The organism is Streptomyces sp. NPDC006879 (genome assembly GCF_042869595.1).
Lineage (GTDB): Bacteria > Actinomycetota > Actinomycetes > Streptomycetales > Streptomycetaceae > Streptomyces.
In genome coordinates, this window is record NZ_JBIAGC010000007.1 from 88,006 (window position 1) to 103,932 (window position 15,927).

Consider the following 15,927-nt stretch of genomic DNA (forward strand, 5'->3'; position numbering starts at 1 on the left):
TTTGGCCCAACTCAAAGGTCCGGGTGTTCCTGTGAAGGGCGCCCGGACCGCGCTCGGGACGAACGCCACGGACCGCAGGCGTTGGGCCCCCGACGGGCCTCACGGGGCGACGCGAGCCCCTGGGCCGGAGAGGGGGAGCGGTCAGGTGGGGTCCAGGCCGTGGCTGCGCAGCCACGGCAGCGGGTCGATGGCGGCGCCGGCCCCGGGACGGACCTCGAAGTGCAGGTGCGGCCCGGTGGAGTTGCCCGAGTTGCCCGAGTAGGCGATGACCTCGCCGGCCTTCACCTGGCCGGAGCGGAACTTGGTGCTGCTGAGGTGGCAGTACCAGGTCTCGGTGCCGTCGGGCGCGGTGACGATGGCCATGTTGCCGTAGGCGCTGTTCCACTGCGTGCGCACGGTGCCGTCGGTGGCGGCCATCACCGGTGTGCCGTACGAGACCGGGAAGTCGATGCCGGTGTGCAGGGACATCCAGTTGACGCCGGACTGGCCGTATCGGGCGCTGAGCCCGTGCATGGCGACCGGGAGGGCGAACTTCGGGCGCAGCGCCTCCAGTCGGGCGGCTTCCTCGGCGCGTTTCTTCCGCTCCGCTTCCTGGCGGATGCGCAGGTCGATCCGCTCCTGGGTGCGGCTAGCCCGGTCGGCGAAGTCGCCCGCGTCGGCCCTGAGCGCTGCGAGTTGGGTGTCCAACTTGCTGTTGGCCGCGACCGGCTTCACCGAAGCCGGGTCCGGCGCGGACATCGCCATGGGAGTGGTCGAGGGCTGCTGGTCGTCACCGATGTCAGTCAGCCCGCCGACGGAGGCTGCCGCGATGCCGGCGACTCCCATCACGCAGGCGGAAGGCACGGCCACGGTGAGTACGGCGGAGCGCCTGGCCGGGGTCCGTCGCCGAGCGTTCTGTTCCTTGCTGACGCCCTTGAGTTCCCGGACGTTCTTGGCGTTCTTCGTACTTTTGCCAGCTTTGCCACCCTTACCGCTCTTGGCGGGGGCGCGGCGGGAAGGGCGTGGTGCGGTCTCGGCCGCCGGGGCCTCGGCAGGGAGCGGGACGGCGGCCGGTTCCGGGTCCTCGAAGGGCTCGCCCAGTTCGATCTCACCGGGGGCGAAATCGGCCGTGCCGTGGTCGGGGAGGACCTGCGGGCTCTGCTGTGCGAGCTGCTCCGGCTCTTCGGCGAAGGTGTGTTCCGACGCGGGTTCCTCGGGCGAGGGGTTCCAGGCAGTGGCGTCGTATGTGCCGGTTTCGCAGACCGGCATCGCCCAGTGGCCGGAGGGGTCGTAGCCGAAGTCGGCGGGTGCGGAGGCCGCCTCGTTCCAGGCGCTGGCGTCCCACTGGGCGGAGGAGTGCTCGGGGGTCAGTTGAGCCGGAATCGAGGCCAGGTACTGCTCGGAGTGGGTCTCGCAAGCCCAGGCGGTCGCGTCGTACGAGCCCGTCGATCCCGGCTCCGGGTGGGAGGCGTGGGGAGCGTAAGGGTCGTACGGAAAGGGGTCGGCCGGTGCGGCGTTCCAAGTGCTGGCGTCGTACTGGCCGCTGTCATGAGGCGCCGTGGCGAACTGGCCGGAGTCGAAGTGAGCGGTGTTGAACGGTGCTGCGGTCTGCTGCCCCGTGAAGTCCTCGTGTCCCGCGTACATGCTTGGGGCGGCCTGGCCCGACTCGTAGGAGCTGCCGTAGTAGCCCTCGTGCTGGCTTTGGTACTGGCTGCTGTATTGCTGTCCGTCGAGGGAACCGAAGAGTGGGTCGCTCGCGAAAGTGGCGGTGGCGAGGCCTTCGTACCCGGTATGGGGGTACTGGCCCGACGAGGGGCGGTCGTTCACCAACTTCTCTTTCGCCTCGGCAGTGGGGGCCTGGGTGGCCGGGGCGATGGGGTCCCCGGAGGAGAGCAGTGGGCGTGACTGTACCCGGCGGTATGACGCGACGACAATCTTCAACCGGTTTTCGGGCTGCCAGAACTGGGCATTCGGCCGTCTTTCGGTGGAGCGAATGCGGAGCTTTGGTCTTTTGTTCGAATTGCGTTTGATTTTAGGTGGTGAAACTGCCAACCGAAATGGCGCGCCATGTCCCCTTGGGGTTACTTGGGGTGACTGGGTGCCTTCGAACTCCGCGCAGGCTCGGCGGGGTTCTGCTGATCGGCCCGATCTGAGGGCGCTCGTCGCGCCCGAAGCGGAGGGATGCGGTGCCGGATGCGCGAGGAGGGGCGCGAGGAGGCGTCAGGCGACCGAGGTGGAGCGCGCCGAGACCTCACGCGGCCGGGCGGCCTCCAGAACCTCGTGGATCCGCGCGATCGTCGCCGGGTGCGCCGGAAGCGCAAGATGTCCGATTCCGGTCACCGGCACGTTCTCGGCGAGCAGGTCCGGATGATCCAGGCTGGCTGATTCAACCGGTTCGATCACCGGATCCAGGTTGCTCCAGAAGCTGACGAACCGGGTGCGGCAGTCAGGCGCGGCCTCGGCGAGCCGTTGGATGATCTCCGAAGTGGGGCGCATCTGGCGAACCAGAGGGTGGGCGTTCATCAACGGCACCACGCGAGTGCCCCGGTGGGGCGTGCCGAGCGTGACCGCGGTGCGTACTCGATGGTCCCCGCCGAGGCACTGGACGTAGTAGCGGGCGATCAGGCCGCCGAGGCTGTGCCCGACCACGTCCACCTCAGAATGCCCCGTCCGTAGACAGAGATCCTCGACGTGCAGTGCGAGTTGACCGGCGGCCGTGCGTATGTCGCTGGTCAGCGGGCAGTAGTTGATCGCCTCTACATGTCGGTCACCGCGCGCGGACAGGGCGCGGGCGAGCGGGCGGAACACCGTGCGGTTGTCGATCAGGCCGTGCAGGAGGAGCACGGGAGGATGCCCGGCACCGGGTGCGGGGAGCGTCTTCGGTCTCGGCCCGATCCCCGTGGGGTACATGACGATATGGCCGGCGAGGAGGGCCAGGTCCAAGGTGGTCGCCCGCAGGCGATCGGCGGACCCGAGCGCCTGGCGCAGAACATTGGGCAGCGGTAAGGGGAACCCCATGGCCGACCTCCCGAAGGTGCTTCGGGGGACGGCCCACAGCAGCGGGGAGTTACGCCGGTATGCCGTACCCCCGCGCCGTGCGGCTGTCGGCGCGGCGGTACGGCGCTTTCGTCGTCGCGGCTCCCTTTGCGACCGTCCCGATCCTGTGGCTACTGGGCCGCCTGACACGAGCGCGGCGCAAAGGGACGAAGTCCCACGTGTGATTTCCCCCTCGGTGCCCTCCGCGAAACGGCACCTTGCGGGATGCTGTAGATAACGTTCGTTCACTTCCCTGGCACTGGCGCCGGGACAGGCCGGGACATGGAGGCTGTGATGGGTGTGACGGGACCGATCCGCGTGGTGGTGGCCAAGCCGGGTCTCGACGGCCATGATCGCGGGGCCAAGGTGATCGCGCGGGCACTGCGGGACGCCGGTATGGAGGTCATCTACACCGGGCTGCACCAGACGCCCGAACAGATCGTGGACACCGCGATCCAGGAGGACGCGGACGCAATCGGCCTGTCGATCCTGTCCGGCGCCCACAACACCCTCTTCGCGAAGGTCATCGAGCTACTCAAGGAGCGGGACGCCGCGGACATCAAGGTCTTCGGCGGCGGGATCATTCCCGAGGACGACATCGCTCCCCTCAAGGAGAAGGGCGTGGCGGAGATCTTCACCCCCGGAGCCACCACCCAGTCCATCGTGGACTGGGTCCACGCGCACATCCGCCACCCCGCCGAGGCCTGAGCCCCGCGCTCACCTTCACCAGGGCCTTCGGGCCGGTGGGGGCGCGGTCATTCGGCACGTCCGCGCCACCACCGGCCAAGGGGCGGCGGCCCCACCACGGAAAACCCTTTGCCGGCTCCTACGCCGTCGACCGGGCGCATGGGCAGCACCTGCGCGCGCAGGCCAAAGTGCAACCGCACCGGTCGACGGGCCGCCCGCGCAGCACGGGGCTCGTGAGAACCAGGGACGGCGATCAGGGTGTCAGTTCCGCCTGCATGTCGGCACGCAGGCGCAAGGTGGAGACCAGCCTCTGGAACGCCTCCCCCCAGTAGTCACCCCCGGGTGACTCCTCAGCCTCCACCGAGGGCGCGACCAGACCTTCCAGGGCCCCCGCCTCGGCGGGATCGAGGCAGCGCTCGGCGAGCCCCATCGCTCCGCTGAAGCTCCACGGGTAGCCGCCCGCGTCTCGCGCCAGGTCGAGTGCGTCCACCACGGCCCGCCCCAGCGGAGCGGCCCATGGCGCCGCGCACACCGCCAACAGCTGAAATGCCTCCGACAGTCCATGCGCGGCCACGAAGTGCGCCACCCAGGACGACCGATCAGCCTCCGGAAGAGTCGCCAGGAGTTTCGCCCGCTCGGCCAGCGAGGCCGTGGCCGGTGAAGCCGCCGCAGGCGCGGCGGCTTCACCGAGCAGGGCCCGTGCCCACTGCGGGTCCCGCTGGCGCACCGCGGCCCGGCACCAGGCGGCGTGTAGTTCCTCCGCCCAACCCTCCGCGACCGGCAGGCGCACGATCTGCGCAGCAGACAGGCCGGCGAACCGCTCGCGCCAGCAGTCCAACGGTGCCGCCTCCACCAACTGCACGAGCCACCAGGACCGTTCACCCCGCCCCGCCGGAGGCTTCAGGACGACCCCGTCCCGCTGCATCTCGGCATCGCACTCCGAAGGAGCCTCCACCGCGATCCGGTGCGCACCGCCCCCCTCGGTCCGGTCCGGACCGACATAGGATCTCGCGCGGTCAGCCATCCGCTTCGCCAGCGCCGATCCCGGCAGGGTGGCGAGGAGCTCGGCTGCGGTGGAACGCACATTGCGGCTCCGGTCGGACAGGGCCTGCTCCAGGAAGTCCTCGTCCGCTTCTGACAACCCGGACCGCAACGCATCCAGGAACATCAGCCGGTCCTCGGCCCGCTCGGTCCGCCAACTCCCCGCCAGCAGCTTCCGGCCCGCCGCCGGATCCTGCTGGCGGACCGAGGCCAGCAAGGACACCCGCTCGGCGAACAAGCCCTCCTCCCACAACCATTCCACCGCGGCCCGGTCACCGGGATCGGGCCGGGCCGGGCAGACGGCGCTCGTGCGCAGGGCGAATCTCCACTCCGGGTTCAGCTCGGCCAGCCACAGTCCTTTGGCGCCCGCCAGCGCCAGCGCCTGCGGCCGGAGATCGGATCGTGCCCGTGCCGTGTCCAGGAGAGCGGGCAACAACTCGGCCGGGGCCCGGTATCCGTGCTCGTTCGCCGTGCTCAACCACTGGGGGAGCAGCTCGGTCAGGTCGGGGGCAGCTCCCCGCCGGCCACTGCCGCCGGTCGCCGCCCGGTCCGCCAACAGCTGTGCCAGTCGGCGTCGCGCCGGCTCGGGGAGCTCTGGTCTCCCGTCCAGGGGGGCCGGCTTCGGCAGCTCCGCCACCGAAGCAGCACGGAGCCCGGCGCGACGCCGTACGGTCTGCAGGGCCGCCGTGTCCAGCAGCTTCAGTGCCGGTTCGGCCGTGCCGGGTGCCGCCGGTCGCCGATCGGTGCCCAGCAACGCCGTAGTGACCAAGTCGCCCCAAGTCAGCCCGCCCCAACTCGTCATGGCCGTCATCTCCGACTCTCTCCCCTCTTCCTGGTGTGCCGGGGCTCCGCACCCCGTATACCGCTGAGCCGGTCCCGCCCCCTCCACGGGACCGGCTTCCGCCGCGCTCTACGACCGAGGGAGCGGCACGGCCCGCGCCGACCCTTCGGCCCAGGCGGTCAGCGGAGTGAACCCCCGGTACCCGCACTCGCCGAACACCGTGAGCGCGGCGCCCCCCGACAACGCGGCCAACTGCCACAGGCCGGCTCGGGCGATCCCACCCGGCGCGACCGGAAGCGCCGCGTCCCCCGCGGCGTCCGCCAGTTGCCAGCCCCCCGCACCCGGTATCGGGACCACTCGGCTGAGCGTCACCGGGTAGGACTCCTGCCACGGATCCGCCTGCAACGCCTCCGCGTACCGGGTCAGCGCCTGTTCGACGGCCACCCCCGTGGGGGGAGCGCAGGGCCGCTGTGCAGCTGTGAGGGCGGAGCCGGCCGTGGCCGGGGCGATGCTCACCCTCAGCGGCAGTGCCGCGGCGTGGAAGGTCACCTGCGCGTCCAGCGCCAGGCCGACACCAAGCGCCAGTCGTAGGGGTCGGCCGATCGGGGCGAAGTCCAAGACCAGCGCGTCCCGCCCGGATGCCAGCCCGCGCAGCCAGGCACGGCGGGTGGTCAGACGCCCGTCGTTCGCGTCGTACTGGCCCAGTACCAACCAGCGATCCCGGACGGCGTCGCCCCGTGGCTCGGAGGGCAACCCCACCCTGGCACGCACCGTGGCGGCCAGTGGGTCTGGCAGCTGGTCCACCTGCTGCCAGGCCCGGTTCAGCAGGTGCAGGAGCGCGCTCTCCTCCAACATGCGGCCCGGCCAGCCAGGCCCCGAGCCGGCCGTCGCCCCCAACTCCCTGGCCCTGGAGGCAAGGCCGGGCGCCTGCGCGTCCACCATCCGAGCCGCGGTCTCCTCCCAGGGCCCGTAGCCGGCCTGGTCCGCGACGGCCAACCCGCCGCGCAACAGGTCCGCGAGCCGCTGCTCCAGCTCCGACACTCCCGCACCGATCCGCTCGGCCCGTCGCCGAGCGCGTCGGGCAGCGGATTCCGGATCGGCCGGCTCGACGCTCTTCGCGGGATCCTTCCGGAGCCGCTGGACCTGTTCCTCACGGGCTCGGGCCCACTGTGCGGCCCATTCGGGCGCAGCAGCCTCCGGCACGGCCTTCTCGTCCTCGGCCCAGAGCACCAGCAGTCCGAGCGCGTGCTTACACGGGAACTTCCGGCTCGGGCAGGAACAGCGGTACGCGGGACCCGTCAGATCCACCGCTGTCTGGTACGGCTTGCTGCCGCTGCCCTTGCACACCCCCCACACCAGGCCGCCCTCCGCGCAGCCCGTCATCGACCACGGCCCGGTCATGCCGAGCTTCTTCCCCGCCTTGCGTGAGGCATCGTCAGGAGCCGTTGCCAGCACCTGTTCCGACGTCCAGCGCACCCCCTGCTGAGTCATGTCGACCAAGCTAGGTGAAGCCTCTGACAATCGCACTGACCTGCCAAAACGGCAGGACGGCCCCGATTGTCAGTGGCGTGGTGCACCGTGGGAAGCAGCTCAGGGACCGACTTGGAGCAAGCTCTGGAGGGGGATCCATGTCCACGCCCGAAAACCATGCGGGACTCACTGCCGGCACCGCGCTCCGGCCGCACGCGGAGGACGCGTTCGCGGGGGAACTGGCGGCGCTCGCGGAAGCCGACGACCGTCCCCGGCCGGCCCGTTGGCGGCTGTCACCGTGGGCGGTCGCGACCTACCTGTTGGGCGGCACGCTGCCCGACGGCACCGTGATCTCACCGAAGTACGTGGGCCCGCGCCGGATCGTCGAAGTCGCGGTGACCACGCTCGCCACGGACCGCGCACTGCTGCTCCTGGGGGTCCCGGGGACGGCCAAGACCTGGGTGTCGGAGCATCTCGCGGCGGCGGTCAGTGGAGATTCCACTTTGCTGGTTCAAGGCACTGCCGGCACACCCGAGGAGGCCATCCGCTACGGCTGGAACTACGCCGAGTTGTTGGCCAAGGGCCCCAGCCGCGCGGCGCTGGTGCCCAGCCCGGTCATGCGGGCGATGGCCGAGGGCATGACGGCCCGGGTGGAGGAGCTGACCCGGATCCCCGCCGACGTGCAGGACACCCTGATCACGGTCCTCTCCGAGAAGACCCTGCCGATCCCCGAACTCGGAGCGGAGGTACAGGCGATACGCGGGTTCAACCTGATCGCCACCGCCAACGACCGGGACCGCGGGGTCAACGACCTCTCCAGCGCGCTGCGCCGGCGCTTCAACACCGTTGTCCTCCCGCTCCCGGCCACCGCGGACGCCGAGGTCGACATCGTCTCCCGCCGGGTGGAGCAACTCGGCCGATCCCTGGACCTGCCGGCCGCACCCGAAGGCCTCGACGAGATCCGCCGGGTCGTCACGGTCTTCCGCGAGTTGCGCGACGGGATCACCGGCGACGGCCGCACGAAGGTCAAATCGCCCAGCGGCACCCTGTCCACCGCGGAGGCGATCTCCGTGGTCACAGGTGGCCTCGCGCTCGCCGCCCACTTCGGCGACGGAGTGCTACGGCCTTGCGACGTCGCCGCCGGCATCCTCGGCGCGGTCGTCCGTGATCCGGCGGCGGACCGGGTGATCTGGCAGGAGTACCTGGAGACCGTGGTCCGTGAGCGGGAGGGCTGGAAGGACTTCTACCGCGCCTGTCGGGAGGTCGCGGCATGAGCGGCCCCGTGCTGCTGGGGGTGCGCCACCACGGGCCCGGTTCGGCCCGTGCGGTGCGGGCAGCGCTGGAGGCCGTACAGCCGAGCGCGGTCCTCATCGAAGGTCCGCCGGAGGGCGACGCCCTGCTCCCACTGGCCGCCGAGGAGGGCATGCGGCCACCGGTCGCCTTGTTGGCGCACGCCAAGGACGATCCGGGCCGGGCGGCGTTCTGGCCCCTGGCCGCCTTCTCCCCGGAGTGGGTGGCGATCCGGTGGGCCCTGGAGCGGGACCGGCCGGTCCGCTTCATCGACCTGCCGGCGGCCCACAGCCTGGCGATGGCCCGATCCGTGGAGGATCCCTCGACCGCCGCGGGCGGGCAGGGGGAGCCGTCGGCGTCGCAGGGCCCGGCCCTCGACCACGACGCGGCCCGACTGGACCCGGTAGCGGTGCTGGCCGAGGCGGCCGGCTACGAGGACGCCGAGCGCTGGTGGGAGGACGTCGTCGAGCACCGGGGCGCGGGCGGGGACCCGGTGCGGGTCTTCGAGGTGCTCGGCGAGGCCATGGCGCTGTTGCGCGAGACCCTCGGGACGGGCAGCGGGAGCCAGGACCTGGTCCGCGAGGCGCACATGCGACAGCGAATGCGTGCCGCCCGGCGGGAGTTCGGTACGCACTACGCGGTGGTGTGCGGAGCCTGGCACGTACCCGCGCTGCGTGAACGCACCACCGCCGCTGCCGATCGCGCCCTGCTCAGCGGGCTACCGAAGGTCAGGGTCGAGATGAGCTGGGTGCCGTGGACCCACCGGCGTCTCTCCCGGGCGGGCGGCTACGGTGCGGGAATCACCTCGCCCGGCTGGTACGGGCACCTGTTCGCCGCAAGGGACCGGCCGGTCGAGCGCTGGCTGACCCGGGTCGCCGGTCTGCTGCGCGAGGAGGACCTTCCGGTCTCCTGCGCGCATGTGATCGAGGCCGTGCGGCTCGCCGAGACGCTGGCCGTGGTGCGGGGGCGGCCGTTGCCTGGACTGGCCGAGACGATGGATGCCGTGCGGGCGGTGATGTGCGACGGGTCGGACGTGCCCTTGGCGCTGGTGGAGGACCGGCTCATCGTCGGCGAGGTGCTCGGCGAGGTCCCCGAAGGCGCCCCCGCGGTACCGCTCCAGCGGGACCTGACCCGGCACCAGCGCAGCCTGCGGCTGAAGCCGGACGCACGGGAGGCAGAGCTGGAGCTGGACTTGCGCAAGGACACGGACGGTGCGCGCAGTCGCCTGTTGCACCGACTCCGGCTGCTCGGTGTCGGCTGGGGAGTGCCCACGGTCCCGCGCAGCGGCACCGGCACCTTCCGCGAGACCTGGCAGGTGTGCTGGCAGCCGGAGCTCTCGGTTCGGGTAGCCGAAGCCGGAGTGTGGGGGACCACCGTGGAGGCGGCGGCCGGGGCGAAGGCGGCGGCGGAGGCCGAGAGCGCGGGCGGCTTGGGCGAGCTGACGGCTCTGGCCGAGCTGTGCCTTCTCGCGGGGTTGCCCCGGGCGCTGCCCGGCGTGATGCGGGCGCTTGAGGACCGCGCCGCGCTGGCGGCGGACGTCGGCCAGCTCGCGGGCGCGCTTCCCGCACTGGCCCGCTCGTTGCGCTACGGAGACGTGCGGGGGACCGACACCAAGGCGCTGGCCGAGGTCGCGGCCGGTCTGGCGCGGCGGATATGTGTGGCCCTTCCGTCGGCCTGCGCGGGCCTGGACGCCGACGCAGCCGCAGAGGTGCGGGCCCAGATCGATTCGGTCCACACCGCGCTGGCCCTCCTCGCGGACGAGGAACTGCGCGAGCGCTGGGCGGCTGTCCTGCGGATGCTCACCGGACGTGAACGCGTCCCGGGGACGGTGCGTGGCCGGGCGGTGCGTCTGTTGCTGGACGACGGCAGGCTCGGCGCCCCCAAGGCGGAGGCGTTGATGGGTCTGGCCCTGTCGCCGGCGGTGTCGCCGGCGGAGGCGGCCGGCTGGATCGAGGGGTTCCTCGGTGGCGGCGAAGGCGGCGGCACGCTGCTGCTGCACGACGAGCGTCTGCTGGCACTGATGGACGACTGGCTCTCCCGAGTGCCGGCGGAGGCATTCACGGACGTGCTGCCTCTGTTGCGCCGGACCTTCGCGGCGTACGGGCCGGGGGTGCGCCGCTCCCTGGGCGAGCTGGTGCGGCGCGAGGCAGGTCCGAAGGACGCGGACACCACGGCGGTGGCAGGTTTCGCCCCGGAGATGGACCCGGTACGCGCCGACGCGGTGACGGCTCTGGTGCAGTTGCTCCTGGGGGAGGGCCGGGCACCGGTTAGGGAGGCGGAATGCGCGAGGACGTGAGCGGCACGGTGGCGAGTGGGGGGAGCACGGCGGTGCACGAGGAGAGGTTGCGCAGGTGGCGGCTGGTGCTGGGAGCGGAAGGCGGGGACGGCACTGGGCACCCGCTCACCGGGCGGGACGCTGCCATGGACGGGGTCTTGGCGGCGCTCTACGACGGCGGTGCTGCGGCCGGTGGCCGGCGGCAGGGAAGCCGCTCGGCGGGGTTGGGCGGCTCCGCCCCTTCGGTGGCGCGGTGGTTGGGGGACGTGCGTTCCTATTTCCCCTCGTCGGTGGTTCAGGTGATGCAGCGGGACGCCATCGACCGTCTGGGCCTGTCGGCGCTGTTGCTGGAGCCGGAGATGCTGGAGGCGGTGGAGGCCGACGTGCATCTGGTCGGGACGCTGCTGTCGCTGAACAAGGCGATGCCGGAGACGACCAGGGAAACCGCTCGGGCGGTGGTCGGCAAGGTCGTCGGCGAGTTGGAGCGCCGACTCGCTTCGCGGACGCGGGCCACGGTCAGTGGGGCGCTCGACCGTTCGGCCAGGGTCAGCCGCCCCCGTCACCGGGACATCGACTGGGATCGCACCATCAGGGCGAACCTCGGCAACTACCTCCCCGAACACGGCGCCGTGGTGCCCGAGCGGCTGATCGGCTACGGCCGGGCCGCCCGGTCGGTCCGCAAGGAAGTGGTCCTGTGCATCGACCAGTCGGGGTCGATGGCCGCCTCGGTGGTCTACGCCTCCGTCTTCGGCGCCGTTCTCGCCTCGATGAGGGCCATCGAGACCCGACTGGTGGTCTTCGACACCGCGGTGGTCGACCTGACGGAGCAGCTCGATGATCCCGTGGACGTGCTCTTCGGCACGCAGCTCGGCGGTGGCACCGACATCAACCGCGCACTGGCCTACTGCCAGTCTCGGATCACCCGACCGGCCGAGACGGTGGTCGTGCTGATCAGTGATCTGTACGAAGGCGGGATCCGGCGGGAGATGCTCCAGCGGGTGGCCGCGATGAAGGCGTCCGGGGTGCAGTTCGTGACGCTGCTCGCGCTCAGCGACGAAGGGGCCCCCGCCTACGACCGCGAGCACGCCGCCGCGCTGGCCGCGCTGGGCGCGCCCGCCTTCGCCTGCACCCCCGACCTCTTCCCGGAGGTGATGGCTGCTGCGCTGGAGCGCCGCCCGCTGCCGGTTCCCGAGACGGTCTGAGGCGGGTGGGCGGCTGGGGGAAGGCGGGGGCCTGCCCTGGGGAGGCGCGTTGTCACGGTCTAAGAGGGCGGGTGGTCGGCGGCTTCGTGTCACCACCCTGTGACAGGTATCACCGCTCTGGTGTGATCTGCGATTTAGGGACGCACGTCCTGCGGGGATAACCTGCCAGGCGGACATGCCGCGCTCCACGGTCACCGTGTGCGCATCCCCTGTGACAGCGCCGTCACGTTGCCCTCGCGGCACGCCCACGCAGATTACGAACCGCGATCACTGCGAATCTTTAAAGACAAGGGACGGACGCGCGTGGACCTGTTCGAGTACCAGGCGAGGGACCTCTTCGCCAAGCACGGTGTACCGGTGCTGGCCGGTGAAGTCATCGACACGCCTGAGGCGGCGCGCGAGGCGACCGAGCGACTGGGCGGCCGTTCGGTCGTCAAGGCGCAGGTCAAGGTCGGTGGCCGCGGTAAGGCGGGCGGCGTGAAGCTGGCCTCCGACCCCGCGGACGCGGTCGAGAAGGCCGGTCAGATCCTCGGTATGGACATCAAGGGCCACACGGTCCACAAGGTGATGATCGCCGAGACCGCTCCGGAGATCCTGGAGGAGTACTACGTCTCCTACCTCCTGGACCGCACCAACCGGACCTTCCTGGCCATGGCTTCCGTCCAGGGCGGCATGGACATCGAGGAGGTCGCGGAGAAGACCCCCGAGGCCCTCGCCAAGGTCCCGGTCAACGCCATCGAGGGCGTCACGATCGAGAAGGCCCGCGAGATCGTCGCGCTGGCGAAGTTCCCGGCCGAGGTCGCCGAGAAGGTCGCCGAGGTCCTGGTGACCCTGTGGGCGACCTTCATCGCCGAGGACGCGCTCCTCGTCGAGGTCAACCCGCTCGCGAAGGTCGCCGGTGGCGATGTCATCGCCCTCGACGGCAAGGTCTCCCTCGACGAGAACGCCGAGTTCCGTCAGCCGAGCCACGAGGAGCTCGTGGACAAGGCTGCCGCGAACCCGCTGGAGGCGGCGGCCAAGGCCAAGAACCTCAACTACGTCAAGCTCGACGGCGAGGTCGGCATCATCGGCAACGGCGCGGGTCTCGTGATGAGCACCCTCGACGTGGTCGCGTACGCCGGTGAGGCGCACGGCGGAGTCAAGCCCGCCAACTTCCTCGACATCGGTGGCGGTGCCTCCGCCGAGGTCATGGCCAACGGCCTTGAGATCATCCTCGGCGACCCGGACGTCAAGTCCGTCTTCGTGAACGTCTTCGGCGGCATCACCGCCTGTGACGAGGTCGCCAACGGCATCGTGCAGGCGCTGGCGCTGCTCGCCTCCAAGGGCGAGGAAGTCACCAAGCCGCTGGTCGTCCGTCTCGACGGCAACAACGCGGAGCTGGGTCGCAAGATCCTGTCGGACGCCAACCACCCGCTGGTGCAGCGCGTGGACACCATGGACGGTGCGGCCGACAAGGCCGCCGAGCTCGCGGCTGCGAAGTAAAGGGACGAGGTCACAGACTCACCATGGCTATCTTCCTCAACAAGGACAGCAAGGTCATCGTCCAGGGCATGACCGGTGCCACGGGCATGAAGCACACCAAGTTGATGCTGGCTGACGGCACCAACATCGTCGGCGGCGTCAACCCGCGCAAGGCCGGGACCACCGTCGACTTCGACGGCACCGAGGTGCCGGTGTTCGGCACCGTGGCCGAGGCGATGGAGAAGACCGGGGCGAACGTCTCCGTCCTCTTCGTCCCGCCCGCCTTCGCGAAGGCGGCCGTCATCGAGGCCATCGACGCCGAGATCCCGCTGGCCGTCGTCATCACCGAGGGCATCGCGGTGCACGATTCCGCGGCCTTCTGGGCGTACGCCGGCAGCAAGGGCAACAAGACCCGGATCATCGGCCCGAACTGCCCCGGTCTGATCACGCCGGGCCAGTCCAACGCCGGCATCATCCCGGGGGACATCACCAAGCCAGGCCGCATCGGTCTGGTGTCCAAGTCGGGCACGCTGACCTACCAGATGATGTACGAGCTCCGGGACATCGGCTTCTCCTCGGCCGTGGGCATCGGCGGCGACCCGGTCATCGGCACCACGCACATCGACGCCCTGGCGGCCTTCGAGGCCGACCCGGACACCGACCTGATCGTCATGATCGGTGAGATCGGTGGCGACGCCGAGGAGCGCGCGGCAGACTTCATCAAGGCCAACGTGACCAAGCCGGTCGTCGGTTACGTCGCGGGCTTCACCGCGCCCGAGGGCAAGACCATGGGCCACGCCGGCGCCATCGTCTCCGGCTCCTCCGGTACCGCGCAGGCGAAGAAGGAGGCCCTTGAGGCCGCCGGCGTCAAGGTCGGCAAGACGCCGACCGAGACGGCGAAGCTGGCGCGCGAGATCCTCAACTCCGCCAGCGTCTGAGTCCGCCTCTGAGCCCGGCTCTGCAACGGGCGTGGGGGGGGGGGGGGGGGGGGGGGGGGGGGGGGGGGGCGGGGGGGGCGGCGCCGGGGGGCGGGGGGGGGGGGGGGCGGGCGGGGGGGCGGGTCTCCCCCCCCCCCCCCCCCCCCGCCCCCCCCCCCCCCCCCCCGCCCCCCCCCCCCCCCCCCCCCCCCCCCCCCCCCCCCCCCCCCCCCCCCCCCCCCCCCCCCCCGTTTCCGCCGCCTTCCGCTACTCGGCCCGGGGGACGAGGCGCTCGGGCCCGGGGACGGGCTGCTCGGCGAGCTTCTTGCGTAGCTGTAGGTCCTTGCTGGTCAGCTTCTGGGGGCCACTGTGCGGGGGCACCCCCGAGACCGCGGCCCCGGGCGCAGGCTCGGGCCGGTACTCGGTCGGGGCGGTGGTGAGGGTGTAGGCGGTCGCCGCGGCGATCAGGGCGGTCAGGCCCACGGCGGCTCGGGTCCACAGCCTGGCGTGGCTCTCGCTGGCCTTGCGGACCTCGCACGGTGCGACGGGTTCGAGCGGTTCGGGGGGCTGGAGCGCGCCCAGGCGGGTGCGCAGATGGGCGGACCGTTCCTGTTCGGACGTCAGGTCTGCGAGTTCCGGCAGCCTTTCGGCGAGGGCCGCGTGTGCGTGGAGCAGTCGTTGTGCGGTGGCTGCGGTGGTGGCCTCGGTCTCGGCGGCGGTCTCCGGTAGGTCGAGGCCGACTCCGTCGTAGAGGAGCAGGCTCCGGCGGTGGGTCGGGGGCAGTTCCAGGAGGGCGTCGAGGAGTTCCCGGTCCTCGGCGGCGGCCGGCGGGGAGTCGGGGTGTCGCTGGGAGCGGCGCAGCCGGTGCCACGGGGAGAGCGCGTACTCGTGTACGGCGGCTCGGATCCAACCGATGGGGTCGCGGTCGGTGGCGACCTCGGGCCAGCGCTGCCAGGCCTGGGTGAAGGCGCGCTCGACGGCCTCTTCGGCGAGGCTGCCGCGCCCGGTGAGCAGATAGGCCTGGCGGACCAGGGGGCCGGAGATGTGCGTGTGCAGGGAGTCGAAGACCTCGGCCGGGCGCAGGGCTTCGTCCCCGGCCGCGTCCGGGGCGTTGCGGGGGCGCGCCTCGGCGGGTGGAGCCTCGGGGGAGCGTCCTGCTCTGGGCCCGGGCGTGGCACCGGTAGCCGTGGGTGCGCCCGCCGCGTCGTGTGCGGGCGGCCGGGCACTGCTCGCCCCGATCGCGGAGGCACCCGCTCCCCGTACGCCGGCCATCGCCAACGGGCGGCTGTCGGGTCCCGAGGTGCTTTGGGCGGTCACCAGTGGTCGGGTCCCGGTGGCGTGCGGCGCGGGCGTGTCACCCGGTGGCTGTACGGTCCGGTCCGGTCCGCTCTTCCCGACGGGCGCCGTCGTCTTCGCCGCCGTGACGTGGGCGGTTGCCTTCGGCCGGCGGGGGCCATCCGCTGCGGCCACCCGGCGGGGGTGTTCAGCCGGGGTGTGGTCCTGCGGCGCGGGGTCGGTGGGCTGCGGGGCGGAGGGCTGCTCGGATCGTGATTCGGTGAGCAGCTTGGTGTAGGCCTCGCGGCGGCGGCCCTTGGGGGATGAGCGGCCGGTTTCCCAGGACCGGACGGTCGAGGGGGTCACGCCCACCGCGGTCGCGATGTCCTCGTGCGTCAGGGATGCCGCCTCGCGCAGCCGTCGCCGTTCCTTCGGGGAGGGCAGCGACCCCTGGAAAGCGGCGGCCGTATCGAGACGATCGAGGCGCTGTGTCATGTCAGACCTTCCGCTGCG

General features: G+C 71.7%; 11 protein-coding genes. 6 read left to right on the forward strand and 5 right to left on the reverse strand.

Features of this window, described 5'->3' with window-relative positions:
• Nucleotides 1-141: 141 nt before the first annotated feature.
• Together ACFYMC_RS08180 and ACFYMC_RS08185 are read right to left on the reverse strand one after the other, a co-directional pair.
• Nucleotides 142-1,809, reverse strand: a complete 1,668-nt coding sequence (locus ACFYMC_RS08180; RefSeq protein WP_388520884.1) for a peptidoglycan DD-metalloendopeptidase family protein — start codon at nucleotides 1,807-1,809, stop codon at nucleotides 142-144.
• A gap of 390 nt (nucleotides 1,810-2,199) precedes the next feature.
• Entirely contained in the window at nucleotides 2,200-2,997 is a 798-nt protein-coding gene (locus tag ACFYMC_RS08185) for an esterase/lipase family protein (protein ID WP_388520603.1), read from the reverse strand.
• A gap of 312 nt (nucleotides 2,998-3,309) precedes the next feature.
• Here ACFYMC_RS08185 and ACFYMC_RS08190 point away from each other — a divergent pair, with 312 nt between their 5' ends.
• Nucleotides 3,310-3,723 carry a cobalamin B12-binding domain-containing protein gene (locus ACFYMC_RS08190; protein WP_388520605.1) on the forward strand — a complete coding sequence of 138 codons (414 nt, stop codon included), beginning with the start codon at nucleotides 3,310-3,312 and terminating at the stop codon, nucleotides 3,721-3,723.
• Nucleotides 3,724-3,955: 232 nt separating this feature from the next.
• Here the strand turns inward: ACFYMC_RS08190 and ACFYMC_RS08195 are convergent, their stop codons facing one another.
• Nucleotides 3,956-5,554 (reverse strand): DUF5691 domain-containing protein, encoded by a 1,599-nt coding sequence (locus ACFYMC_RS08195; RefSeq protein WP_388520607.1) that lies wholly within the window; start codon nucleotides 5,552-5,554, stop codon nucleotides 3,956-3,958.
• A 99-nt stretch (nucleotides 5,555-5,653) separates the two neighbouring features.
• Nucleotides 5,654-7,015: an SWIM zinc finger family protein gene (locus ACFYMC_RS08200; protein WP_388520608.1), complete on the reverse strand. Its 1,362-nt coding sequence runs from the start codon at nucleotides 7,013-7,015 to the stop codon at nucleotides 5,654-5,656.
• Between the two features lie 137 nt (nucleotides 7,016-7,152).
• Between ACFYMC_RS08200 and ACFYMC_RS08205 the strand changes: the two genes are divergently transcribed.
• From ACFYMC_RS08205 to sucD, 5 genes are all read left to right on the forward strand, one after another.
• Nucleotides 7,153-8,268 carry an AAA family ATPase gene (locus ACFYMC_RS08205; protein ID WP_388520611.1) on the forward strand — a complete coding sequence of 372 codons (1,116 nt, stop codon included), beginning with the start codon at nucleotides 7,153-7,155 and terminating at the stop codon, nucleotides 8,266-8,268.
• Nucleotides 8,265-10,580, forward strand: coding sequence for a DUF5682 family protein (locus ACFYMC_RS08210; RefSeq protein ID WP_388520614.1), 2,316 nt, complete (start codon nucleotides 8,265-8,267; stop codon nucleotides 10,578-10,580). Before ACFYMC_RS08205 ends, ACFYMC_RS08210 begins: the two co-directional genes overlap by 4 nt.
• Nucleotides 10,565-11,761 carry a VWA domain-containing protein gene (locus tag ACFYMC_RS08215; RefSeq protein ID WP_388520616.1) on the forward strand — a complete coding sequence of 399 codons (1,197 nt, stop codon included), beginning with the start codon at nucleotides 10,565-10,567 and terminating at the stop codon, nucleotides 11,759-11,761. The genes ACFYMC_RS08210 and ACFYMC_RS08215 overlap by 16 nt, the downstream gene beginning before the upstream one ends.
• A 303-nt stretch (nucleotides 11,762-12,064) precedes the next feature.
• Nucleotides 12,065-13,243, forward strand: coding sequence for an ADP-forming succinate--CoA ligase subunit beta (gene sucC, locus ACFYMC_RS08220; RefSeq protein WP_388520619.1), 1,179 nt, complete (start codon nucleotides 12,065-12,067; stop codon nucleotides 13,241-13,243).
• A gap of 23 nt (nucleotides 13,244-13,266) precedes the next feature.
• Complete coding sequence (sucD, locus tag ACFYMC_RS08225; protein ID WP_388520622.1) at nucleotides 13,267-14,160, forward strand: succinate--CoA ligase subunit alpha; 894 nt, start codon at nucleotides 13,267-13,269, stop codon at nucleotides 14,158-14,160.
• 246 nt (nucleotides 14,161-14,406) lie between these two features.
• Here the strand turns inward: sucD and ACFYMC_RS08230 are convergent, their stop codons facing one another.
• Nucleotides 14,407-15,909: a helix-turn-helix domain-containing protein gene (locus tag ACFYMC_RS08230; RefSeq protein WP_388520625.1), complete on the reverse strand. Its 1,503-nt coding sequence runs from the start codon at nucleotides 15,907-15,909 to the stop codon at nucleotides 14,407-14,409.
• Nucleotides 15,910-15,927 lie beyond the last annotated feature (18 nt).

Coding starts and splice junctions, on each gene's coding strand:
- ACFYMC_RS08215 (WP_388520616.1), top strand. CDS start 10,565: ATGCGCGAGGACGTGAGCGGCACGGTGGCGAGTGGGGGGAGCACGGCG.
- sucD (WP_388520622.1), top strand. CDS start 13,267: ATGGCTATCTTCCTCAACAAGGACAGCAAGGTCATCGTCCAGGGCATG.
- ACFYMC_RS08200 (WP_388520608.1), bottom strand. CDS start 7,015: ATGACTCAGCAGGGGGTGCGCTGGACGTCGGAACAGGTGCTGGCAACG.
- ACFYMC_RS08185 (WP_388520603.1), bottom strand. CDS start 2,997: ATGGGGTTCCCCTTACCGCTGCCCAATGTTCTGCGCCAGGCGCTCGGG.
- ACFYMC_RS08210 (WP_388520614.1), top strand. CDS start 8,265: ATGAGCGGCCCCGTGCTGCTGGGGGTGCGCCACCACGGGCCCGGTTCG.
- ACFYMC_RS08190 (WP_388520605.1), top strand. CDS start 3,310: ATGGGTGTGACGGGACCGATCCGCGTGGTGGTGGCCAAGCCGGGTCTC.
- ACFYMC_RS08230 (WP_388520625.1), bottom strand. CDS start 15,909: ATGACACAGCGCCTCGATCGTCTCGATACGGCCGCCGCTTTCCAGGGG.
- ACFYMC_RS08195 (WP_388520607.1), bottom strand. CDS start 5,554: ATGACGGCCATGACGAGTTGGGGCGGGCTGACTTGGGGCGACTTGGTC.
- ACFYMC_RS08205 (WP_388520611.1), top strand. CDS start 7,153: ATGTCCACGCCCGAAAACCATGCGGGACTCACTGCCGGCACCGCGCTC.